21 protein-coding genes, 1 tRNA gene and 2 pseudogenes are annotated in these 22,908 nt (G+C 50.1%); 21 read left to right on the top strand and 3 right to left on the bottom strand.

Translation table 11 applies throughout. The annotated features are described in order from the left end of the window. The first annotated feature begins 16 nt into the window (after window positions 1–16). The 17 genes and pseudogenes from V6C16_RS01040 to V6C16_RS00965 all read left to right on the top strand — a co-directional run bounded on the left by V6C16_RS01040 (window position 17) and on the right by V6C16_RS00965 (window position 16,645). On the top strand, window positions 17–1,165 hold the full coding sequence (locus V6C16_RS01040) for a tyrosine-type recombinase/integrase (RefSeq protein ID WP_333535814.1): 1,149 nt from the start codon (window positions 17–19) through the stop codon (window positions 1,163–1,165). Further along, complete coding sequence (locus V6C16_RS01035) at window positions 1,162–2,157, top strand: hypothetical protein (protein ID WP_333535815.1); 996 nt, start codon at window positions 1,162–1,164, stop codon at window positions 2,155–2,157. Before V6C16_RS01040 ends, V6C16_RS01035 begins: the two co-directional genes overlap by 4 nt. Before the next feature lie 306 nt (window positions 2,158–2,463). Next, on the top strand, window positions 2,464–2,670 hold the full coding sequence (locus tag V6C16_RS14920; RefSeq protein ID WP_442886163.1) for a helix-turn-helix transcriptional regulator: 207 nt from the start codon (window positions 2,464–2,466) through the stop codon (window positions 2,668–2,670). Window positions 2,671–2,913: 243 nt separating this feature from the next. Beyond that, window positions 2,914–3,222 carry a hypothetical protein gene (locus V6C16_RS01030; RefSeq protein WP_333535817.1) on the top strand — a complete coding sequence of 103 codons (309 nt, stop codon included), beginning with the start codon at window positions 2,914–2,916 and terminating at the stop codon, window positions 3,220–3,222. Window positions 3,223–3,296: 74 nt separating this feature from the next. Further along, window positions 3,297–4,760 carry a DUF3987 domain-containing protein gene (locus V6C16_RS01025; protein WP_333535818.1) on the top strand — a complete coding sequence of 488 codons (1,464 nt, stop codon included), beginning with the start codon at window positions 3,297–3,299 and terminating at the stop codon, window positions 4,758–4,760. 578 nt (window positions 4,761–5,338) lie between these two features. Next, window positions 5,339–5,959, top strand: a complete 621-nt coding sequence (locus V6C16_RS01020) for a YagK/YfjJ domain-containing protein (RefSeq protein WP_333542724.1) — start codon at window positions 5,339–5,341, stop codon at window positions 5,957–5,959. Window positions 5,960–6,007: 48 nt separating this feature from the next. Continuing rightward, entirely contained in the window at window positions 6,008–6,472 is a 465-nt protein-coding gene (locus V6C16_RS01015) for a hypothetical protein (protein ID WP_333535820.1), read from the top strand. A gap of 112 nt (window positions 6,473–6,584) precedes the next feature. Further along, on the top strand, window positions 6,585–6,935 hold the full coding sequence (locus V6C16_RS01010; RefSeq protein ID WP_333535821.1) for a hypothetical protein: 351 nt from the start codon (window positions 6,585–6,587) through the stop codon (window positions 6,933–6,935). Between the two features lie 183 nt (window positions 6,936–7,118). After that, window positions 7,119–7,568, top strand: a pseudogene (locus V6C16_RS01005) (IS3 family transposase); the annotation flags it as partial. A 94-nt stretch (window positions 7,569–7,662) separates the two neighbouring features. After that, window positions 7,663–8,709, top strand: a complete 1,047-nt coding sequence (locus V6C16_RS01000; RefSeq protein WP_333535822.1) for a DNA cytosine methyltransferase — start codon at window positions 7,663–7,665, stop codon at window positions 8,707–8,709. Beyond that, window positions 8,706–11,078: an ATP-binding protein gene (locus tag V6C16_RS00995; RefSeq protein WP_333535823.1), complete on the top strand. Its 2,373-nt coding sequence runs from the start codon at window positions 8,706–8,708 to the stop codon at window positions 11,076–11,078. Before V6C16_RS01000 ends, V6C16_RS00995 begins: the two co-directional genes overlap by 4 nt. Further along, entirely contained in the window at window positions 11,075–12,772 is a 1,698-nt protein-coding gene (locus V6C16_RS00990) for a DEAD/DEAH box helicase family protein (RefSeq protein ID WP_333535824.1), read from the top strand. The genes V6C16_RS00995 and V6C16_RS00990 overlap by 4 nt, the downstream gene beginning before the upstream one ends. After that, the gene (locus V6C16_RS00985; RefSeq protein WP_333535825.1) at window positions 12,769–13,347 is read left to right on the top strand and encodes a hypothetical protein; all 579 of its coding nucleotides are present in this window, start codon (window positions 12,769–12,771) and stop codon (window positions 13,345–13,347) included. Before V6C16_RS00990 ends, V6C16_RS00985 begins: the two co-directional genes overlap by 4 nt. Then, the gene (locus tag V6C16_RS00980; RefSeq protein ID WP_333535826.1) at window positions 13,348–13,812 is read left to right on the top strand and encodes a very short patch repair endonuclease; all 465 of its coding nucleotides are present in this window, start codon (window positions 13,348–13,350) and stop codon (window positions 13,810–13,812) included. 104 nt (window positions 13,813–13,916) lie between these two features. After that, window positions 13,917–14,429, top strand: coding sequence for a hypothetical protein (locus tag V6C16_RS00975; RefSeq protein WP_333535839.1), 513 nt, complete (start codon window positions 13,917–13,919; stop codon window positions 14,427–14,429). A 282-nt stretch (window positions 14,430–14,711) separates the two neighbouring features. After that, window positions 14,712–15,413 carry an ERF family protein gene (locus tag V6C16_RS00970; protein WP_333535827.1) on the top strand — a complete coding sequence of 234 codons (702 nt, stop codon included), beginning with the start codon at window positions 14,712–14,714 and terminating at the stop codon, window positions 15,411–15,413. Window positions 15,414–15,481: 68 nt separating this feature from the next. Continuing rightward, a complete protein-coding gene (locus V6C16_RS00965; RefSeq protein ID WP_333535828.1) occupies window positions 15,482–16,645 on the top strand; it encodes a hypothetical protein in 1,164 nt (387 codons plus the stop codon). A gap of 319 nt (window positions 16,646–16,964) precedes the next feature. Here the strand turns inward: V6C16_RS00965 and V6C16_RS00960 are convergent, their stop codons facing one another. Beyond that, window positions 16,965–17,240: a type II toxin-antitoxin system RelE/ParE family toxin gene (locus V6C16_RS00960; RefSeq protein WP_333535829.1), complete on the bottom strand. Its 276-nt coding sequence runs from the start codon at window positions 17,238–17,240 to the stop codon at window positions 16,965–16,967. After that, entirely contained in the window at window positions 17,237–17,524 is a 288-nt protein-coding gene (locus V6C16_RS00955) for a hypothetical protein (RefSeq protein ID WP_333535830.1), read from the bottom strand. Before V6C16_RS00955 ends, V6C16_RS00960 begins: the two co-directional genes overlap by 4 nt. Window positions 17,525–17,617: 93 nt before the next feature. Between V6C16_RS00955 and V6C16_RS00950 the strand changes: the two are divergent. From V6C16_RS00950 to V6C16_RS00935, 4 genes and pseudogenes are all read left to right on the top strand, one after another. After that, window positions 17,618–18,604 (top strand): annotated as a pseudogene (locus tag V6C16_RS00950) (AAA family ATPase); the annotation flags it as partial. A 369-nt stretch (window positions 18,605–18,973) separates the two neighbouring features. Further along, window positions 18,974–19,996, top strand: coding sequence for a DUF3150 domain-containing protein (locus tag V6C16_RS00945; RefSeq protein ID WP_333535832.1), 1,023 nt, complete (start codon window positions 18,974–18,976; stop codon window positions 19,994–19,996). Between the two features lie 4 nt (window positions 19,997–20,000). Further along, the gene (locus V6C16_RS00940) at window positions 20,001–21,683 is read left to right on the top strand and encodes a cobaltochelatase CobT-related protein (protein WP_333535834.1); all 1,683 of its coding nucleotides are present in this window, start codon (window positions 20,001–20,003) and stop codon (window positions 21,681–21,683) included. 248 nt (window positions 21,684–21,931) lie between these two features. Next, window positions 21,932–22,090, top strand: a complete 159-nt coding sequence (locus tag V6C16_RS00935; protein WP_333535835.1) for a hypothetical protein — start codon at window positions 21,932–21,934, stop codon at window positions 22,088–22,090. Window positions 22,091–22,472: 382 nt separating this feature from the next. On the opposite strand, the gene V6C16_RS00930 is transcribed toward V6C16_RS00935, so the two are convergent. Beyond that, window positions 22,473–22,549 (bottom strand) — tRNA-Arg (locus V6C16_RS00930). Window positions 22,550–22,908 lie beyond the last annotated feature (359 nt).

Raw genomic sequence — 22,908 nt, 5'->3', positions numbered from 1 at the left:
CAGAGGAAGGATTGCCATGACTGGAAAAGCCCGCATGAAGACGAACTACCCTGGAGTCTTTTTCCGGATTGCCGAGCGCAAAGGCAAATCCGGTGAGGAACGCGTTTATTATATCGTTTTTAAGCAAAACGGTAAAGTTATCGAGGAAAAGGTTGGTAGACAGTATGCGGACGACATGACCCCAGCCAGGGCGTCAGGCATCAGGGCCGAACGTATAGAAGGAAAGCGAGCTTCCCGTAAGGAAATCCGTGAAGCTGTTCTCGCAGCGAAAGCGGCAGAAGTGACCAAGCCGACCATCGCCAGACTCTGGGACCAGTATCAGCAATCTTTTGATGACGGGAAAGCCAGGAAAGCAGATATAAGCAGATACCACATCTATATAAAAAGCCTTTTTGAAAATAAAACACCAAATGAAATCACCACGCTAGATGCTGACAAGCTTCGTCATAAGCTACTCAAAATGGGCAAAAGCCCGCAAACCGCAAAACATGTCCTTGCACTACTTCGCCGTATAGTCAGGTTTGGCGTCAAAAAAGGACTATGCGCAGCCACAGACCCTTCAAAGCTTCATTTTGAGATGCCGAAAGTGGACAATCAAAAAACGGAGAGCCTAACAGCCGACCAGTTGAAAAAATATCTCGAAGCCATTGACAGGGAACCGGATCAGGATGCCGCAGCATTCTTGCGACTTGCACTGATTACAGGCATGCGCAAAGGAGCTCTGATGGCACTTCAATGGGCCGACATAGATTTTGAAAGCGGTTTCATTCTGCTGCGAGGAGAAGTTGCCAAAAAAGGCACGACAGAGCGCATTCCCCTCTCACATGCGGCACGGGCTGTACTGCGGGGTGTCAAAAAAACCGACAGTTCCTTTGTTTTTCCGGGTAAAAATGGTGCACAACGCAAGGATTTTCGTAAAATTGCGATACGAGTAAAACAACATGCTGGTCTCCCAGAGGATTTTCGGCCCTTGCATGGTCTGCGCCATGCTTACGCTTCATTTCTTGCCTCTAGCGGTAAAGTCGATTTATACACATTGCAGAAATTGCTGACGCACTCCAGTCCGCAAATGACCCAGCGGTACGCTCACCTTGCCGACGAGGCGATGCAGCGGGCGGCAAGTGTCGCAGATGGAATCTTTGACATGGATATGGAGAAAAAATGATGCCAGATTTGATCCTTGACCAGACGACTTTGGAAGAATCTTTTTTCTTTTGTGAATATGCGAAGCGCAGATTTGAGATGTATTATGATAACAATGGACATATCGAAGACGCTATGAAGTATATTAAATTTACCTCACAACAATTCTTCAAGGCAGATATTCCAGAAGGAATGCAGATAGACTTGCTTTCTGATGCCATTTACTGCTATGAAGCGCGCATAATGGGCTTGCGTCATATTACTAAATTTGAGGGAATTGAGGAATATATAGAGTTTATCACTTTTTATCCTTATATTGAAAAGCTTCTCCGAATATCAAATATTTTCAAAGTGTGCGCTGCATTTTTACCTTTTCCATACGACATGGTTGAAGTTGCCACGCAGATAAAACGCAATGAAAGTATCCCTGCAACATTCAAGACTCTGGATAGAACCGACAAAAGATGTGTAATAGCCTTCCATAGCAATCGGGATTATGTATTCTTCGGCATTGATAAAAACCTTCATGTCAATGAAATCATCGACACTCTCAAAAAGAAAGCCACGCTTTTCAAGTCAATCAATGACTACGAGAACTGTAAACGTAAAGATATTCTCAATACGATACACAAGCAATCAAACTTAAAAATGCATAGGCAGTCTCTGAATAATGTGTTTTATAAGTCTACTGGATTGCTGATCTATGATTTGTATATTTCCAGTAACTTTAACCTTGATTCCGCTTTTATGACGCATAGAAGGCACGCTCCCCAAATAAAGTGTGACCCAAGTAAAAATCCAACATCAGAAGACTGCGCGAACTGCAAATATTTTTCTTCATGTACAGACTTGTGGAGAAAGCAGTTCAATGCTGCTGTTGAAAAAATTAGTGGAGCAGAATCTGCTGAGAACTGGCTGAATCTTGTAAAAAAAGCGTCTCCCCAAAAAATACTTCCTCGGCGAGCGATTAGTTTTTTTGAATATAAATTTGATGGAACTGCTCCATCAAGATAGTCGAATATCGTTGCTTATTGTTTTTCAAATGCATTGGGGTGCAGTTCCATGGCAGATTATTGCTTCACAAGAAGCCTCCCTATTGCTTCAAGCAGCTCATATGGAAAGGCTTTTCTTTTTTGCCACACTGTCATGTAGTAGTTCCCCTGGTGGAACTGTGCGCCTGTGATTCATTTTTACGGCGAAAATAGAAACCATTCCTGATATTAGATTTAAGCTTTTGGTTGTCCCAAATATCTCCCCAAGCTCATTTCCCCATTCTATAAGAATAGCCGGAGCTCCTAATTCCAAATTGGAGGTCGGCTGATGCCTACCATAGAAACAACATGCCAATGCCTGACTGAGCAGGAGGTCTCAGCCCGAACCGGGCTGAGCCTCTCTACACTTCGCGCGCACAGGTTTAAACGTACAGGCCTTCCCTACGTCAAAATAGGCCGTTCCGTGCGTTATCGAGTCTGCGACCTTGAGGCGTTCCTGTCAAAAAATCGTATTGACCCATCTGGGAAGAGCTAACGCTTTTATTTTGCTTACGTTCGCTCGTCGACGTGAGCACCATCAAATCACTTGCTCTCCAGCGGCGGTTGCTGCTGGAGAGCGAGCAAGAAGCTGTGGCTTGACTTAGAGCATGTCCAACTCCGTAACGGTGATGTCACTTGTCAAGACTCTGATTTTGGTCGTTTCCCACGGCTGAAGAAGAACTTTTCAAGCCCATATAAACAAAATTGTCCTTTAACAATAGCACGTTAGGAGAATTCCATGGGAACATTTAAGCAGAAATTTGACGAACAGCATGAGAAGTACATCCAGAAGCTTGAAGAGGGGATCAGCGACCCTGAAATTATGCGTGAAATGAGCTGGTCTCCCCAGCAACTGCGGCGTCACCAGGCTCAGGCGTTTATTGATGGGTATAAGAGGCAGGATCGTGGCAACCAGGCCGTAGTTGCTTTGGCAGATATGCCTGATGAGGTCAAAGCGTTGTTTAAAGGTGCGAAGGAAGATGCACTCCTCAAGTTTGATTTTGCCGAAGGTGAAAACAACGGCGGAGCTATTGTAACGGTTATCTAACTGAACTTGTAGCCTGGGAACGCGATCATTCCCAGGCTACAAACTAATCAATGATGACGGGACTGAGAAGGACTATGAATTATACCCCATTAAGTCTGAAACGCATTTTAGAAATTTCATCCCTCAAAGATGAAAAGGAAGAAACAAGTCTGCATTTCGCAAATTTCAGCAGATACAATTTGCCACAGAAAACTAGGAAAATTGTAGAAGCCGTTTCGACATCACAGCATGTAGATTCAGGCTTGGTTTTACTGGGCTGGTTGGCTTCAATTGCAGGGATTGACAGGGGTTGTCATCGTATTAAACATGAAACAACCGGATATATTAACTCACTTGCTTTACTTATCATGGGCGGCGCAGAATCTGGATGTGGAAAATCATCGGCGCTTGAACCATTTATAGATTGTATCAGCAAGATTGAATCTGAAAGTAATAGTAATCAAGATTCTTTTGGTTCTTACGAAGTGGAGTATGTTGCACTCAGCCACCGTCTCAAAGCCCTTATAAAGGAGTTCGCTAGAACAGGAAATGCTACCAAGCTTGATGAAATAAAAGAAGCCGAGCAAAGATTGAGAGAAGTCAAAGCAAAAAGAAAAAAACCCTCGTTCCTCATGTCTGACATAACGAAAGCTGCCTATTTCAAGCTTATGGTTGAGCAGGGATTTGTTATGCGGATGGAATCAGATGGTATTTTGCTGCCGCGTGACGCCTTCAATATGCTCAGAAAGTTTTGGGGAGGCGAAACCCATTCTGAAAGTAGAATTTGCAGGGGACAGGCAACCTGCAATGATCCTTTCATTGTTGACCTTGTTTTCACGCAGATTGAGTCTTTTACAAAGTTTATCAAGGACAAGAGCTACATTAAAACAGGGTTGTGTGCTCGTATGCTTACCTATAGGGCAGCACCGCATGACCCGCGGATGTACCAGATTTCTCAGCATGAATTGGACCCAGAAATAAAGGAGTTGATCCGAAGAATTCTTGCTAGAGTTAACGATTGTGCAACCTCGAATGCCGGGCATCAGGTCATCACACTAGATGCAGAGGCAGAGCATGCTTGGGATAATTTCCGGAAAAAATGCTCTGAAGAAGCATCAGGGCGTAATGCTGAAATTAAAGAGTGGGCAAAGCGGATGGCACAACATGCGTTAAGAATCGCAGGGGTTCTTCATATTGCGGAATATTCTGAACCTGAAAAAGTGCCTGTATCGTGGGATGAAATCGTCACCGCAATACAAATCACAGAAGTGTTAGAAGACAACTTGTGGGAATGCATATCTGGCCATGCAGACAGACAAGAGAAGACTTGTATGTGTGATGTCGGAATACATATTCTTGAAGAAAACATGGATATGTTTAGCGCTACACAGATAAAACAGCGGTTCAAGGATCGTTATGCAGCGGCAGACGTAGATGTGGCTCTCCATAAACTTGAGCAGCGTCGGATTATAAGAAATATATCTGAATCATATTCTAGAAGACGTGGCAGACCTGCAGGGCATGAATACAGGAACAGGTACTACGATAGGCGCTCATGATCTGACAAGTATTGAACAATATCAGCAAAAGGCATTCTCTTGGTATTCAGGGGAATGCTTTTTTTCTGCACATTCAAAATTGGCATATGCGGGAGATGGGTGGGTATTTATTAGGGGGGAAATGCCGCTAACAAATACCCTCGCCATATTCCCTTTGCATGAAACCTTCAGCATTCAATCGTGACAACTTGATTGACAATGTGCTGTGCTCAGAAAGAACGCACAGAAGTAGGGCATAGATCAGAACTCATTTGGCATCGTTCTATGGGCAAAATCTGTGATGTATCTAGATCTGACATTCAAAAGCGGCATAGTAGCACACTATACCACTTTTCCATTTTTTATTTTTTAAAACTTTATCGCAAATATAGGATGCAACAATTTACTGCTACAGAAGGAAATATTGGTCGATTATGCTTGATTGAGAAAAATATATGCATCCCGGTTGTTAGTAGTATCTTGTATTTAATATTTAACTAGATACATATTTAGTTAAATGCACTACATGATTACTAGAATATGTAACTATTAAACATGTGACATAGCCTTGTGAATGAAACCATTGAGAGGATTAATACATGAGCAGAGATATGACAACAGAGAAGACATATAGAGGATATCCAATTAACAATGGAAATGACAATGATCTACCTTGTTACACAAAGACATTAGATCAAATCATAGACACCGTTGAGTATATGGGGTCAAAGCACTCAAGGGTGTTGTCTGTACGCTTGGACATTCATAGTGAGAGGTATAGCGATTATGCGCTTAGCAGCGAAGATATGACCAGAATCATTGAGAATGTTAAACGCCAGACAGATTCACGCTTTAAAAATGGAAAAAACGATCCAGATCTCCACGTTGTCTGGGTATCAGAGAAAACGACCTCAGACGATAATCCACATTACCACCTCAACATCTTTGTAAATGGCAACGCCATACAAAATGGCTATTTGATCAAGGAAGCATTCAACCGGGCTGTAAAAAAGAAATTGGACACAGACAATGACGGACTGGTCAACTTCTCCAGCAGTAATGGAAAAATGGGCAAGTTCATCGAAAGAAACTCCCCTGACGTTGATGCCCAGATGGATGACGTGGTGTATACCGCCAGCTATCTGGCCAAGACCCGCTCAAAAGAGCACAACCCCAAGGGCTCACGGGTGCCTTCCAGCACACGCATACGCAAAAAATAGGCATCATATGCGCTATTAGCGCGACACTTCAAAAACTGGAGCCTCAAGATGCCCTCATCTACCTTTCCCGACTCATGTTCAGCTATCGACATCGACTTAGTTAGCCATACCTGCCAAGGCACAGATTGCCACTACATCTGCAAAGCCACCCTCAAGACGGATACAGGGCGCACGGTCTCTGCCCTGGGTGAAGCTGACAACCTACAGGCTGCCAGCGACAGATCACAGGCCAATGCGACACGTCTACTCAAGATTGGTATGTCTGACACACAGCCAGACGCCTATCCCCGTCAGCACACGGTCCAGACTCCAGAGAGGCCACAGGACAAAGCCATGTTCAATGGCGGTGGCTCCAAACCTGCTTCGGCAAAGCAGATAGACCTGGCGCAACAAATCGCTCAGGAAAAGGGGTTGTCAGCAGAGAGACAGAGCAACAAAACCTTTGGCAAGGCGCTGGCCCACTTGACTGGGGGTGAGATCAACATGCTCATCAGGACGCTGAAAGACTGTTGATAAAATTCCACAGCGTAAGCACACCGACAATGAACCCCCTCACCCCCCCACCATCACGCCATCGGCCTATATTACAAAGAGAGTGCTGCCCCAATCGCAGCACTCTCTTTGTATGAAAATTCAGTATACTATGCAGCCCACATATTCCCTCAACACCCTACAGCGCAATCAGGAGCGTTTGATGCACCAATACCGGCAGCATGACTTTGCCTATACGGATAGGCTCTTTAACAGGGGCATCGGCTCGGAAGACTTTTTCCGCTCTATCGAAAAAGAACTACCACCTGTGGTCTCCAGGGCAGAATTGTCCCGTATCACAGGAGGGCTTATTTCTGCAAAAACTCTCAGTAATGAAGACGCCCTGCATAAAGGCCCAAGAGAGCGCATCAGGGCCGGGGCCAAAGTAGGCTACAGCAAGGCGTCGGCCATGGCTTACCTGCGCAAGAAATTACAACCATTGTAATTTGATAGGAGAAATAATGAGTATCCTTGGGCGTAGAGAGGCCAGTTCCCAACGGCCTTCGTGCATTGGGAAATGGGATGTTTGCCGACGGTTGGATGATGGGAGCCGGATGAGTCGAGAGGCTCACGTCCGGTTCTGCGAGGGGCTGGGGGTGAGAATCCCCCGGCCTACTCACCCCTATATCCTCATGCGCAAAGTTTTTTATATCTTGTAGTCATTATGGATTGGCACAGCCGGAAAGTATTTTCCTGGCGATTTTCCAACACCATGGACACGGATTTTTGCGTCGCGGCCCTGGAAGAAGCCTTGGCGGAACACGGCAAGTCCGATATCTTCAACACCGACAAGGGCAGCCAGTTTACCAGTTTCGCTTTTACAGATGTCCTGCGGGAGAACGGCATCCGCATCTCCATGAATGGTCGCGGCCGCTGGCTGGATAACGCATTTATCGAACGCCTCTGGCGCTCGCTCAAGTATGAATGCGTGTATCTGCACGCTTTTGAAACCGGCTCCGAAGCTCGTGCCGGAATCGGCAGATGGATCGACTTTTACAATCGGCTCCGGCCTCACAGCAGCTTGGGCGGCTTGCCTCCGGACACTTACTACGAACAAGGGCTTGTAAAGGCAGCCTGATAAGGGAAAAACAAGCTAACGAATCGCTGTCTGCTGTCCGAACAATGGGGACCACCTCTCTGGGTGAAGGCTGGCGGCGCGGCGGATAAAACAAATGGAAACAGTTGATTTATATGAACAGGAACCAGTGATGCTGCTAGATAAGAAAAGAAGCCCTTCCATACCTCAACCAGGGAAAGAAACGCTCTCGTCTATGCGAGAAAGGTCCGTGGTTTCGTTTTTTTGCGGATGCGGAGGGCTTGACCTGGGGTTTCTCGGGGGCTTTTCGTACAAGGGCACCAAAGTCCCCAAGCTTCCATTCAAACTTCTCGCCGCTTATGACCATGATGACAAGTGCATTCAGACATACTTCAAGAATATTTCTGATCACGCAGAAGTTCGGGACCTATCCAGCTATAACCCTATCGAAGTTCCGGCCGCCGAAGTTTTGATAGGGGGATTCCCTTGCCAGGATTTCGCCACGTGCGGGCCACGTCATGGGCTGAAGTCCACTCGTGGAAGGTTGTACCAAGCACTGATTCAATACATGGAGGTTCACAGACCCCTTGTCGTCATTGGTGAAAATGTTCCAGGTCTCGCCAATATGAAACAAGGAGATGTGTTAAACACGATAAAACAGGACATCGCTTCGGCCGGATACAGGGTCGAGGTTTGGACTCTTTTTGCTCCAGATTATGGCGTTCCTCAGAGAAGGACGAGACTTTTCATTGTGGCGGTCAGAGACGATTTGCAGGGGTTTCCGGTCATGCCTAAGAGAACTCACGCCGAGGAACACTACAGGACGACTCGCTGGGCGATAGAAGATCTTGAAGGGATATCGGACGATTCAATTCCAAACCAGTCGCAATATTTCAGAGCGTCAAGAGCAAAAAAAGGAAATGGCCAAGGAGACGAGACCACGCCAGCCGATTCGCCTTCATACACAATCAGAGCTAACGCGAAGTCCCGTGTGCAGTTTCACTACTCTCTTGATAGACGGTTGACTGTCCGCGAGTGTGCCAGGTTGCAGACGTTTCCCGACAATTTTGATTTTCCCCATTCGGCCACGTCTAACATCATGCAAATTGGCAACGCCGTACCGCCGATTCTGGGAAATAAAGTTGCAAGAGCTATCGCCAAATATCTGGAGGGCGTGAAATGAAATCAGAGTCGCTAATAACGCAAGTCGTCGACATCACACCCACCCCGAGAATCCTTAGAACGTTGGGTGACATTCCGTTTGCCGCTTGGCAATGCTTGGCGGAACTGACCGACAATTCGCTGGACGCATTTTCTGAGGCTGAAAACAAAGGGAAAGTTATAAATGGTCCCAGGGTCGATATCCATTGGTCCAGTGATTCTGTCGCCGCTTATGATAGAGAAATTGTCGTTCAGGACAACGGGCTCGGCATGGAACTCGAAGTCCTCCAGAAAGCTGCTAAGGCGGGATATTCAAGCAACGATCCTATTCACAACCTTGGACTATTTGGAATGGGTTTCAATATCGCCACTGCCCGGCTTGGAGATGAAACTCTTTTTCTTTCGGCGACTCCAGATGGAACTGAATGGGTTGGAATTAAAATCAGTTTTGAACAATTGATAAAGGAGCAAACCTTTTCCGCTTCTGTTGTTAGGGAACCCAAAAAAACTCCGGACGAATCCGGCACTAAAATAATTGTCAAGAGCTTGAAGGACGGTGTTTTCGCGGAAATTAGAAAAAAGGAAAGCGCGATAAGAAGGCAGTTGGAGATAATTTACACGCCGATTCTCAGCAGAAAAAAGGTTTCAATCTTTGTACAGGGAAAGCAGCTTTCGCCTCGTCCACATTGCGTTTGGAGCGATTCAAGGTTTGTGGTCCGTAAAGGGGTTCGAGTAGAGGCGATCCAAAGAATAAACCGAGACCTCGGAGAGACATACTTCGACTCTCTGAAAAACCGATACCTGACCGAAGACGAAACCGCTGATCTCGATGTCTCGATTAGTAAAGGTGGTGTTTCTCCGACACACATAGTCAAACGTGCTCGTCGGCTTAAAGGTTGGATTGGTATCCAGCGGTATGCCGACCCATCTGATTTTGGTGTGGATTTTGTTCGTAACGGACGGAAAATACTGGTTTCCGACAAATCCCTTTTCAGCTACGAAAATCCGGATACTGGAACTTACACGTCTGAATACCCAGTCGAACTTGGATCGACGGTTGGCGGGAGAATCGTTGGCGAGCTTCATGTTGATTACCTGATCCCAACGTATCAAAAGAATGGGTTTGATATCACGGACAGAGCATGGCGACTCACACTGGAAGCCGTTCGAGGCGCTGGGCCGATTCTTCCCAAGAAAAGGCAAGCTTTGGGATACGATGGGGATAATGAGTCTCCTCTCGGCAGATTGGTCAATGCATACAGAAGAACAGACCCTGGCACAAAAAATCTCGCGGTTCCTAATTCACTGGCGAGGGAATTCGCCAAGCGTTTCTTTTCCGGAGACCTGGAGTACGAAACCGATGATAAGTGGTACAAGGTCGCGCAGGAATCAGACAGAGAACGGGGGGATGGCGGTAAAGGATTGACTCCGGTAAATTCTGGAGAGACTCCGTCAGATGACATTTCCAGCTATTTGCCTGGCGCTCAATCTGGGGCTGGCTCTCATACTCCCCCCCCTGTCAGTACTTCACCACAGCCAACACCTACTGTGGCTCCCGTTCCAGCGACTTCTGACAGAGATCTCTTGATTCAGCATTCTGACAAAGAGGAATCACTGTCAGGAAAATACTCTTACGACACAACTCCCGGAATGGAAATAACCGCCTGGAGAGTGCGTGACAGCCAAATCAAAATCCAAGGAAGCAGAGTGCCATGTCACCTTTATCAGGATGGAATCGAGGTTGATTTCTTTTTCGACCCGACTCATCCAATTCTATCCGAGTACCCACTTTCCCCTAAACAATTGTTGCTGCAGGGCTTGGCAGAAAAGTTTGCGCTCCGTGATCCTGGCGTGTCTATTCAAGCGGCTTTTATTGGGCTCGTTGACAATCACTTACTCGAAGAACGGATCAATCCCCAAGCTCTACAAGAACGGGCGCATTCGATTGTTTCCTCAATACGCGAAAAGCTACCTTCTTTGCTCGGTCATCGATTTGCCAAGGTAAAAGAAGTTATCCAGTCTGTTGAAGCTGAAGAGGAAGAACTGGCAAAACGTCTGCTTGATGAGGCTCCAAATCTGCTCGGTGCCTATCAAGACTCCAGTGAAGAATCGATTCAGTCTCTGGCGTTTGTTTGCGACACGACTATAAAACGGCTGATAGCCGTATTTCCGGAAGAGTTTATGGACAACAAGCTTTTCGCGCAGCCTTTTGCCAACCTAAAGATTGGTAATGAGGCGATGCGTGAACGGTTGCGAAAGAACTCCCTTGAACGTGTCCTGTCCTATTTTTCCGATGTTATTTTGCTTCTTCAGGGCGGAAGGGCACAGAGCAAACAAGAACTTTTGAGGCACGCGAACACACTGTCTCTGTTGGAAGGGCTCCTGGAATGAGTGAACCACAGAATGCGACTTTCCTGACTGAGGCTGTAATGGCTGGAGGTGACTGGAGATCTCTTGAGCTCGCAGTCTCCAGGTTATTGCTGCACTGCGGTTGGAAAAATATCCAATATGTTGGTGAGAGTGGAGACAAAGGGGCTGATGTCTTAGCAGTGAGAGCGAACCCCTCGAAAGGGATTGACGATTCATACCTCATACAGGTCAAGGCGGTCAATTCAAATTCCTATGTTGGCAAGTCCGCTGTCGATCAAGCCGTCAAGGGTCAAGCCTACTACAAAGCCAAAGTGGTAGTCGTTGCCACAAATGGAGACTTTACAAAATCAGCGTATGATAGAAGAGATGACCTCAACAGACAGGGATATGATGTTAGGCTCTGGAACGGAAAATTCCTGACAGATCTTGTTGCAAAATGGCCTGAATACAGTGAAGAAAAGAGGTCGTCTCGTGAATATCAGTCAAAGATAGTCGACTCGGTTGTAAAGGGTTTTCACAGTGGCCGAAGAAAGGCCCTATTCGTTGTCGCGACCGGGCTCGGAAAAACCGTCATCGCTTCATCGGTCGCCGACCTTCTTTATTCGACGGGCCTAAAAAAGATACTAGTCCTATGTCATGCTACAGACTTAGCCTTCCAACTCCAACGATCTTTCTGGGCGCAGATTTCCAAAAACATACCAACGAGAATATTCATGGATGGAGAGCCCCCTGTTCCATCCGACGGAATCAATTTCGGGCTGTATCAGACGCTGTTTGGGTATCTCGGAGGTATCGAGCCAACCGCTTTTGATCTCATTATCGTAGATGAAGCCCACCACGCTTTGGCAAACGCTTTTTCGTCATGCATTGAGCATCTTTCCCCAAAACTTCTTATTGGCATGACGGCCACTCCCTGGCGTGGCGACGGTACATCGATTGAGTCTATTTTTGGTGAGCCGATTGAAAAGGTGTCGTTGGTCGATGGCATGAGGATGGGGTTCCTTGCCAAAGTCGATTATCGGATGATGTGTGACAACATCGATTGGGAACAAATTCCGAAACTGGCTCGCACCTCGTTGTCCATCCGAGACCTTAACAAGCGACTTTTCCTGCCACAGAGGGATGACGCTGTTATCGCCAAGCTTCTTGAGTTGACCGCATCCATGGAACGTCCACGGATCGCGATATTTTCACCCTCAAAAAACCATGCGGACACATTCGCGGGGAAACTGGTGTCCTCGGGCATTCCAGCAGCCAACATGTCTGTTGATGACAAGGTTAAACGGCGACAGGTTCTGTTGAATTTCTCATCTGGAAAAATCAAAGCGGTTACGGCGGTCGATGTCCTGAATGAAGGTATTGACGTGCCTGACGTGAATATCCTTGTGTTCTTAAGGGCTACCCACTCCAGAAGGATATTCGTGCAACAACTCGGTAGAGGGCTCAGGATCTCACCAGGAAAAGAAAAAGTCATTGTACTGGACTTTGTCACGGACATAAGACGATTGGCGGCGGTCAAGGAGCTTGACAAGGAGGCCAAGGCCGACCCCAAGCCAGGTGAAGTTGAAACGGTTTTCCTGCGGGACGGGGTGGTGACTTTTAGCAATGAAAAAGCGCAGAAGTTCGTGGATGCATGGCTTGATGATGTGGCCAGCCTGCAGGACCAAGACGACGCTGAACGCCTGGCTTTTCCTGAAACGGAGGCTTGGTCATGAGCAAAAAGGTTCCTGATGACATCGCTAAAGAGATAAAAGAATGCGTCTTTCAAGAGGCTGACCGAGTTAATTATCTCGCACGTTCTAGGACAGACAACGGTAATTTCCTCGCGCAACTGGTTACCATGCCCAATGTCGGAGGAAGATTGTCCCAGTACATGAAAAAAGCGGAGGTCCGCACATATATAAAAGACGCGATTCTCAATCGGTATTCAAAAGATAAGACACAGGAGGAACGCCCAGACGACCTTGAGCCAATAATTTTGGAACAGATAGGGATTCAAGCACTCTTTGTGGAACAAGAGGCAAAAAGTCAGATTTCACTATTCAAGTCCCCTGCCGACGCCTGCTTTGTGGTTGTGGCGGATGGCACAGTTCTAAAGTGGGAAACCGCTTTACGCAAAGCGTTGCTTTATGTTGCCTCCAAACCGTTTTCTGAAAACTCCGACGCCTCAATAAAGATTGTTTTGACGTTGTTCGCTAGACACCAGAAGGTGTCTCCTTCCGATTGGCGCCATTTGGAAAAGGCGCTTTCGATGTGCAATGCGAAACCATATATCTATGGAGAAGGGTGATTGGACAATATCAGCAAAGAAGAACGAAGCCGAGTGATGGCTGCTGTAAAGCAAAAGGACACCAAGCCAGAAATGAAGGTGCGTTCTTTCCTGCACAAACATGGGCTGCGCTATCGTCTTCACGACAACAAGCTGCCAGGGAAACCAGACCTTGTTTTTCCAAGGTTTCGGACGGTTCTATTTATCCATGGCTGCTTTTGGCACGGTCACCCAGACGAGTTATGCAAATTAGCCAGAATCCCTAAATCGAATGTCAAATTTTGGAAAGACAAAATACGGGCAAACCGACAACGAGATGATAAAAATATCAAGCTATTGCAGGATCTCGGATGGAATGTTGTGGTGATATGGGAGTGTCAGCTTTGTAATAACGCAGCATTAGGTGGGCTTGTATTTCAAATTCGTAGCGCTCCAACGTTAAGGGACAAAGATCAAAAACGCTCAAGTGCAGAAGAACAACCATGAAGTCATGGGGAAAGCATGTCTATCGCATCGGCTCAGAGGAGCGCCATGAAGCTCGCACAGGTGTCTTAGGCTCTACTTCTAATCGCGCCTAAAAATGGGAGGATCTGGTCGTCTGTGATTCACAGGTGGTGCACCTTGTGGACAGGGATACGCCCGCGCATATTCTCATGACGACATTCTCCATTCTCATGGCACGGTTCAAGGGAGATTTGAATCAAATGGCTCGCGGGGCAGCAGCTCTGCAAAAACTCAAGCCAGGAGATCGGGTACTTATTCAGGAGGCCTGTTCGCACCATGCGCAGAAAGATGGCATAGGGCGCGTCAAGCTGCCACGCTGGCTGCAAAAAATGGCGGAGGGGGAACTGGAAATCACGGTAGCCGCAGGCAAGGAATTTTCCGGCTATGATCCGATGTGCAAAGCCGTGGTGCATTGCGGCGGGTGCGTTATTACACGGGGGCAGATGATGGCTCGGCAACGCGCGGCGGATATGGCCGGATGCCCCATGACCAATTACGGTGTGGCCATATCTCTTGTGCAGGGTGTTCTGCTGCGTGTGCTGAAGCCTTTTCCTGAGGCTCTTTCTGCGTTCAAGGCTGCAGTAAAAGACGGACTGTAATCTCTTATGATTGGGGCTGGATGTGGCAGATTGACCGCTATAAAACATACCGACTCGCAGCCCAGGTTGAGCATTATCTTGCAACATAAAAATAGGCACCACGGGAACTAATTTTTTGTATTAAGAAAACCAGTTGGGGGATATGCCCAGCACCATTGTGCCTCAAGTTTTTTCACCGATATATTACTCCAATGAGAAAAGCTGGAACAGTTTGGTAAAACATACCAAGTCCCCTACCCGGTACTATGCCGGACAGGGGATTCTCTTTTTTGGAGGTATTTTATGACCCTGTATCAATCAGAAAACATCACCGACTTGGCCAAGGCCCTGCTCAATGTGCAGCGAACTGTGCAGCCCATCGTTAGGGACGCTGAAAATCCTTTTACCAAAAGTTGGTACGCCAGCCTGAACAGCGTCATGGATGCCTGCCGCGATGCGCTTATCGAAAACGGCATCTGGCTGTGCCAGTATCCTGTGCCTGCGGAGCAGCCTAACTCCTTAGGGCTGGTTACCAAGTTGACGCATGCAGAGTCTGGTCAGTGGCAAAGCTCTCTTGCTGTTGTTCCATTGCCAAAGGCCGACCCTCAGGGCATGGGATCTGCAATAACATACGCTCGTCGCTACGCTCTGACAGCCATGCTGGGCATGGTGACGGAAGATGATGATGGTGAGAGGGCAAAAACTGGTCGAAAATCGGCCTCACGCCCTAAACTGCCTGTAAACGCTCCAGAGACGAAAAAAGCATCTCCACGCGACCCATCCATCAAAAACAATTCTTCAACAACCTCAAATCGACCGCCAGCCGGGCTTGAAAATCTGCCTCCGCTGGAAGGCATCGCCTACCAGCAGGTGACTGCTCAGGATGGGCGGCCCTGCATCATTGCCAGTGGCAACACACAGGCTAAGAAGGAACTGCTCACGGGCGCGGGCTTTCGCTGGAATGCACAACGTAAACTATGGTGGAAATATGTTGATGCCGCATAGCAAAAACAAAAATACCGAGTAAGAGGGCTGCCTGATGGCAGCCCTCTTACTTTTATAGGGATGCAATCATGATAAACACCGACCGCACGGAAGGTTTGCGGGCATTAATTCGTCAAGGGCTTCAGGCTGTCTCACAACAAAACACGGCAGCCCACTTGGGCGACCGCTCCACCTATGTGGGCATGAGCGATATTGGCCAGCACTGGGAGTGCCCTCGTGCCACTTTGGCCCGCAAGGTGCTGCCCACTGCTGACAGCCTGGAACGCCTGTTGACTCTGCAACGGGGCCATTGGTTTGAAACTGGCGTGGGGCAGGCGCTGGCGTCGCTGGGCCTGCATGTTTTACCCCAGCTTGAAATTAACTGGCAACATCAGAACGTGCCGATCAAGGCCCATCTGGATTTCGTGTTGGCCTGGGGTGCGCCCGTCAACGCTATTCGAATTCTGGAAGTGAAAAGCACGGATAAGCTGCCCGACACGCCGCACGACTCTCATCTGCTGCAACTGCACGGACAAATCGGTCTGCGGGCCATGGCCTGGGACAAGCCTGCCTTTAGCCTGCGAGCGGCAGACGGTACGCTTCTGCATGAAAAAATGACCTTTCCCCAGCTTTGCCATGCCCAACTTGGCCTTCAGTTGCCCAAACAAGCTGGAGAAGTGAGCCTGGAAGCCTGGCTGCTCTGTCTTTCGATGAAGGAGGTAAAGACGTTCGGCCCCTATAGCTTCAACCAAGCCATGTTGGATACGGCCCTTGACCACGCAAATCAACTCTGGGGCGACCTTACGGCCTACCGCGCCGGGAACTTGTCCCTCTCACAGGTGGATTGCGCCCAGGGCTTTTACCCGCTCTGCTCCTACTGCGAGTACAATGGCGATTGCCCCAAATTCCCGCAGGGTGTGCAAATGCCACAATGGGAACCTGCTCTGGACAAGCTGGCTGCTCTCAAAAAACAGCGCACCACTTTGGATGCTGAAATCAAGGAGATGGAAACCGTGCTCAAGCTGGTGCATCGGCAGGCTGGCACTCGTGACTGGGTGAATACTGCAAATTACCGCTTCCGCATGTCCGTGGCCGCAGGCCGAACCACATTGGACAAAAACGCGCTACGGGAAGAACTGTCCGAGATCTTCAGCTCTGAACATCTGGGTGACATTGACGTGGACGCCCTGCTGGCCCGCTGCGAGCGCACAGGCGCACCTTTCGAGCGTTTGTGCATTTCACCAACCAACTGAACACAAAGGAGGTTATCAGTAGGAGACTATTCTGACGTGGCCCTGTGCCTGACCATGGCTGGCGTGGCACAACTGGCAACAGCCATAAAAGCGCGGGTGGCAGCACCCCCACAGACTTTGCCTGCAGCACCATAAAGGAATTGATCGGCGGCGAACCTGCTTACAAGGACGCGGCCACCGGGCGGTGGCATCTTTCTGGAGCTGCATAAAGTGGTATGCCGATTTTGTCGGTGAAAACCATGACGACACCGAAGTAAACGGCGGTTTTTGGGACAATACGCTGGGCATGTGCCTTGTGCGGGAGATTGCATTTGGCTGATCAGGCTGGGTACTGCCGCGATGTGTGCAGAACGGTTACAATGCGTATCGCATCGGGTGAGCATGTGTACACAAGCAAATAGTGCTTATGGACAACAAGCTCACGGGTTCCGGCCACACGTCCTGGCTTGCCCATTTCAGGGAACGTCAACAGCTGATTCGCCTGACTGTTGAACAAGTCATCCAGCACGTTTGCAGCATGGCTATCATGCTCAAAAATGAAGGCATAAATCTGTTTCCGGTCTTCTAAAGATTGAGGAGCCCAGATCAGATTCATAGATATCCATCTCGGTCGGCTGTCAACGAAGATTTAAAGGCTCCCATCTGCGCAAGAGCCTGTTCCTGTGTCAGGCCACGGCCCTCCTTCAATTCTCGCAAGCCGCGCTCTACCTTGCCTTTAAACCACATGTCGTACTGACTCCTACGTGCGTCCTGCTGCACATATTCAGCCATAAACGCTCTCAGAAGTTCAGTGTTATCGCAGGCGTTCTTTTCAGCGACATGCGCAAAGGCATTCAACAGACTGGCGTCAACAGAAAAACTGACTGTTTGCTCTGGCATAAATACCCCCCTGTTTATAATGAGAATAGGGTCTTGCTTGCTTTCGGTCAAGCGCATAGCGGATAGCATACGCAATACAAAAAGGGAAAAACAATGAAAAACTCCATAGAGATAGATCTCTCCGCACTCCAGTCCACCGACCTTGACGCAGGTCAGGTTTTCAGCGGTAAGCCCTCTGGCACCACGGTCAGGGGTTATGCCGCTGCCTCGGCCTATACTCCGGCCATTGACCCTGACTATATTTTCCACGAATCCAGCCGCGACATCGTAGTTTGGTTTGTTAATCCTCAAGGGCTTCAGGAACCGCTCTATGTCTTTGGCCCCACGGGCTGCGGCAAAACAAGCTGCATCAAGCAGTTGGCGGCCCGCCTCAACTATCCTGTCTTCGAAGTGACTGGACACGGGCGGCTGGAATTCGCCGACCTGGTGGGGCACCTGACTGTCAAAGACGGTAACATGACCTTTGAATACGGCCCGCTTGCCCTTGCCATGCGGTACGGGGCGATAATTTTGCTGAATGAGATTGATTTAACTTCGCCGGAAATCGCCGCTGGCTTGAACAGCGTGCTGGACGGTTCCTCTTTGTGCGTAGCGGAAAATGGAGGCGAGATCATACCGCCGCACCCCATGTTCCGTTTCGTGGCCACAGCCAATACCAATGGTGCTGGTGATGACACGGGCCTCTACCAAGGAACCCAGAGGCAAAACCTTGCATGGCTGGATCGTTTCATCATCTGCGAAGTGGGCTATCCTGCTGCGGATGTGGAAAAGAAACTGCTAGCCCAGCGTTTCCCTTCGCTGCCCGAAACCCTCTGCGCCACCATGGTGGATTACGCCAATGAAGTCCGCAAACTGTTCATGGGCGAGGCTTCCACCGGCAACTTGACCAACACCATTGAAGTCACCTTCTCCACGCGCAGCTTGCTGCGCTGGGGAGATCTGACCGTGCGCTTTCAGCCCCTGGCCCATCGGGGCATCCAGCCAATCACCTATGCCCTTGACCGGGCACTGGCCTACCGGGCCAGCCGCGAGACCCGCGCCATGCTGCACGAACTGGCACAACGCATGTTTCCTCAACATACGGAAGCGCACATCAAGGCAATGGGGTCCGACCCAGAGGAAGAATTCCTGCAAGGTGAGCAAGCTTTGCGTTTCATGCGCGGCCAACTGCACACCACGCCGACGGTAACCAAGCCCCGCGTTCATCTTCAGGTAGTCCATAACCTTCCCGGCAAAAAGCATGATGGCAAATTCTGGGTCGGCGAGGCCCGGCCCGAAGGCCTTACGCTCCACTGGGGCAAACCTGACACCGCCGGGCAACAACACTTTATCCCCGCTGAAAATTGTGCGGGCAATAACTCCGTCCTCGAACTTGAATCCCGTGCAGCCAAAAAGCTCACGGAAGGCTACCTCCTCAACACGACAAAAAGTTCACTATAGGAGAGCATCATGACACACGTCCTTTCAGACATTCGCATTCTGGACAATTTGCTGGCCCTCAATCTCAACGTCAGCTTGTGGTCGGCCCGCCGCAAAATGAGTCAGGAGGACCTGGGCGGTGCGGAATTGCCGCCCGACGATCTGGCCTCTCTTGGCTCCAAGCGCATTGCCGACCCGGAAAACCTTAAAGTATTCGGCACACTCAAGGCCCGCGCCTTCAACTATCTGGACAGGCATGGGGTGCGCTTCATGTCCGGCTGGGCCATACCCGAAGAAAAGGCCGGTGAAATTGTGCAGGAGCTGCTCAGCATCCGCAGCGACTTCCAGAAAGAAAAGGAAGCCTTTCTGGCAAGCTATGACCAGAACGTCCAGGCCTGGATTGAAAAGCATCATCAATGGGGCGAAATCATCCGCAACTCCACCGTGGGGCCGGACTATGTTCGCAGCCGCATGGATTTTCGCTGGCAGCTCTATAAAGTGGCCCCTCTGGAACAGCATACGGACAATACCGCAGTGCTGGAGGCTGGTCTGGCAGAAGAGGTGCAGGGCCTGGGCGGCACGCTCTTCGGTGAAGTGGCCAAGTCTGCCGAAGACATATGGCGCAGGGTGTACCACGGAAAAACAGAGGTAACCCACAAAGCGCTTTCGCCCCTGCGGACGCTGCATGCCAAGCTCACGGGCCTTTCTTTCGTAGAACCGCATGTGGCCCCTGTAGCGGATATCGTGCAGGCTGCACTGCTGCGTATGCCCAAGAAGGGCAACATCAGCGGGCCGGACTTACTTCTCCTGCAAGGCCTGGTCTGCCTGCTCAAAGACAGTACGGCCCTCGTGGGGCATGCCCAGAAGATTATCGAGGGCTACGGCCCGGCCTTTGTGCTGGACTCCCTGCTGGCTGGGCCGGACGACACCTCAAGTGTGCAGGTGCATAACACCGCAGGCGAAGAATCAGTCGAAGAGCCTATTCTACCAGATATCCCTATGCCAGACGATGCGTTGCCACATCCTGTCATTCCCAGCCTGGGCTTGTGGTGACGCCATGATCCGTTCCAAAGATATCCTCAACTGTCTGCCCCTGCTTGCGTCAGTGCTGGGCGACCAGTACGGGGTGCAGGTGCGTATCGGCGGCAAGGAGGCCTGCACCAACGGTAAAGTCATTCAGTTGCCTTCATTGCCTATGGATTGCGAGCCGGAAATGTTGGCGTTGGCCAAAGGTTTTTGCGATCACGAGGCGGCCCATATACGGCACACGGATTTTGCTGTGTTGCAAGCCGCCAGGCTTGATCCTGTAACCTTCAACCTGCTCAACTGTCTGGAGGACTGGCGCATTGAAAAGCAACTGTCCGCCATCTTCCCTGGCTGCCGCCAGAATCTGAACTGGTTGATACGACGATTCTTTGTAGAGCAGGTACAGCCAAGGGCCGGGGGTGATTCCCCGGCCCTTGCTGTTTTGGACTATGTGTTGTTGACGGTGAGAGCCTGGGATGTGGAAGAGGTCAACAGGGTTCGACTGCAGGTCGCCGCGATCCTGCGGCAGCGCTTTCCCGGCCTCAAGGAAACACTGGACGCCATTCTGGCCAAGGTCCACATCCATTGCCCGGACACGGCTTCAGCCATCGCCTATGCCAGTCAGTTGGCACAAAGTATCCGGCAGTGGGAACCGCAGCAGCAGGCAAAACACGGTGAAAATCATAAGCCAGGTAAAGGAGACAAAGGCCGCTCATCTGGTACGGATGCGGGTATGGGGAATAGCGCTGACCACAGCGATTCCGCTTTACAAATGGAACAAAAAGGCTCGTCAGCTTGTACATCGCAAACAGACCTGTCCGCATCTTCATCTCACAGTAGAGCCAAGGATCAACTGACAGCCCTGCTGCATGCCGAGGCACAAGACCTGCCGCAAAACCTCGGAGAGCTTCTGTCGGCAAACCTTGCCAGCGAACTGACGGAATCAACAGCCGAAACGGTTACAGTCGCTGTTGAAGGCTTTCGACAGACTGGAGCATTGCCGGAAGCGCAAAAGCTGCAAGCACTCCAAGCCAGCATTGCCCTCCGTACCAGACTCCAGGGCTTTCTGCAGGCCCAGACGCAAAAGCGGTGCAGCATCGGTCGGCGCGGGGCCTTGCATACCGGATCGCTCCATAAACTACAAACAGGCAATCCGCGCATCTTCCGCAGAGAGGTGGAACAGCGGGGCCTCAACACCGCCGTACACATTCTACTGGACGTTAGCGGCAGCATGAGCGGCGCACCCATCGCCCTGGCAAGGCAGGCGTGCTTTGCGGTAACAAAAGCACTGGAAAATATCCAGGGCGTAAACCCTGCGGTCACGGCTTTTCCCGCGACGGCTTCCACAAGTTCCGTGTTCCCTATCATGCGGCACGGTCAAAAGGTGCCGGACTGCTTCGACATCAACGCATCCGGCGGCACCCCCCTAGCTGCGGCTTTGTGGTGGGCCATGCAGACCATGCTGTTCCTCAAAGAGCAACGAAAAATAATCCTGATCATCACTGACGGTGTACCCGATAGCACACACGCAGCACGACAGGCCTTGAATATAGCTCAAAAACTTGGTTTTGAGGTTTATGGCCTTGGCATCCGCGATGAACATATCGCTCATTTGCTGCCGCAGACGAGTCGGGTCATCAATGATCTGCCTGACCTGGTACCCGCTATGTTTAGTGTGCTTCAGGATGCGCTTCTGCAGGGAGGGGCTTCATGATGGTGCCACCAGACTTTTGCCACTGGAATCTGTACCGGGCGCTCCGTGCAATTCTCACACACAAACGGCGGCGCATCCCGCGCTGCTGACACCCAAGGAGGCAGTATGAACCCACTTGCATGGATACCTGTTGCCATCGCTGTACTGCAGGTCATCAAAGAAAACTGGGACGACTAACCATTAACAGGCACATAGGGGCGGGAGTTAGCCCGCCTCCTGCATTTATGCAACTGAAAAGGAGAATATTCATGAGCAAGACTTGGACATTCATTGGTGGCGAGGTGGCTGGTGCCGCAGGGGTATTCACTGCGGCGGGCGTAGCCGTGGCACTGGATGCCCGGAAAGATGGGAGTGGCGCCGTGGAAGAGCAGGATAAGCTGGCCCTGCCGGAAAGCGAAGGCAGGTAGAAATTGCGGGCGGGAAGCGGGGAAATCCCCGTTTCCCGCCTTGCATACCTATTTCAGCTTTCGTTTTTTGACAGTAGGGCTATAGGCAGGCCAGGACGCAACATGGGCGTTCCACAAGTGAATAGCGGCGGATTGGCTGATCGACTACTGCGAGGGATGATTATCGCAATCACAGCAGGCCAAACGGTAAGTGTCGTATGTCCTTCCATCTGTTGTAAGCGCAAATTTCAGGGCGCTGGTTCATTCATGGGGTTACCGGACGTGCCAACAATGTGCTATAGAATTGCATGGAGCCGTATCCATTTTCCGCAAAAAGGTTGGAAATAGGGTTGGAAAAATAAAAAGGCACTTACAGTGTATTCCTGTAAATGCCTAAATTTAATGGCGCGCCCGGCGCGATTCGAACGCACGACCTTTGGCTCCGGAGGCCAACGCTCTATCCGGCTGAGCTACGGGCGCATAAGAACTGTCTTGATATGCCGACTCGCCCTCCCTGTCAAGGGCGCAAAAGTACGCGTAACGTGTCGGGCGGACCCGGCCGCGATATGGCCGCGATATGGGCGAGGCCCGGGCAGCGCACATTCTCCAGCCCGACGGCGAGATTTCTTCGTTCGCCTTCCGCCGTACCGTCCTGGGGACAACTCCCGCCTTTGGCTCGTTTGCGTGCAGACCGCTTGTCAGGTATGCAAGCAACAGGGAGAACAACAATGACAAGCGCCATATCCCCATCCGCTTGGGCAGAACAGCCGGACAGGCGCGCTGCCGTACCCGCCTCTTCGTCTGCCGTCCCGCCGCGCGACATTCTGGTGGGCGTCAGC

This window comes from Desulfovibrio sp. 1188_IL3213 (genome assembly GCF_036763145.1).
Lineage (GTDB): Bacteria > Desulfobacterota > Desulfovibrionia > Desulfovibrionales > Desulfovibrionaceae > Desulfovibrio.
Note: the sequence above shows the minus strand (reverse complement) of the source record. Positions and strands in the feature narration are given on the sequence as shown.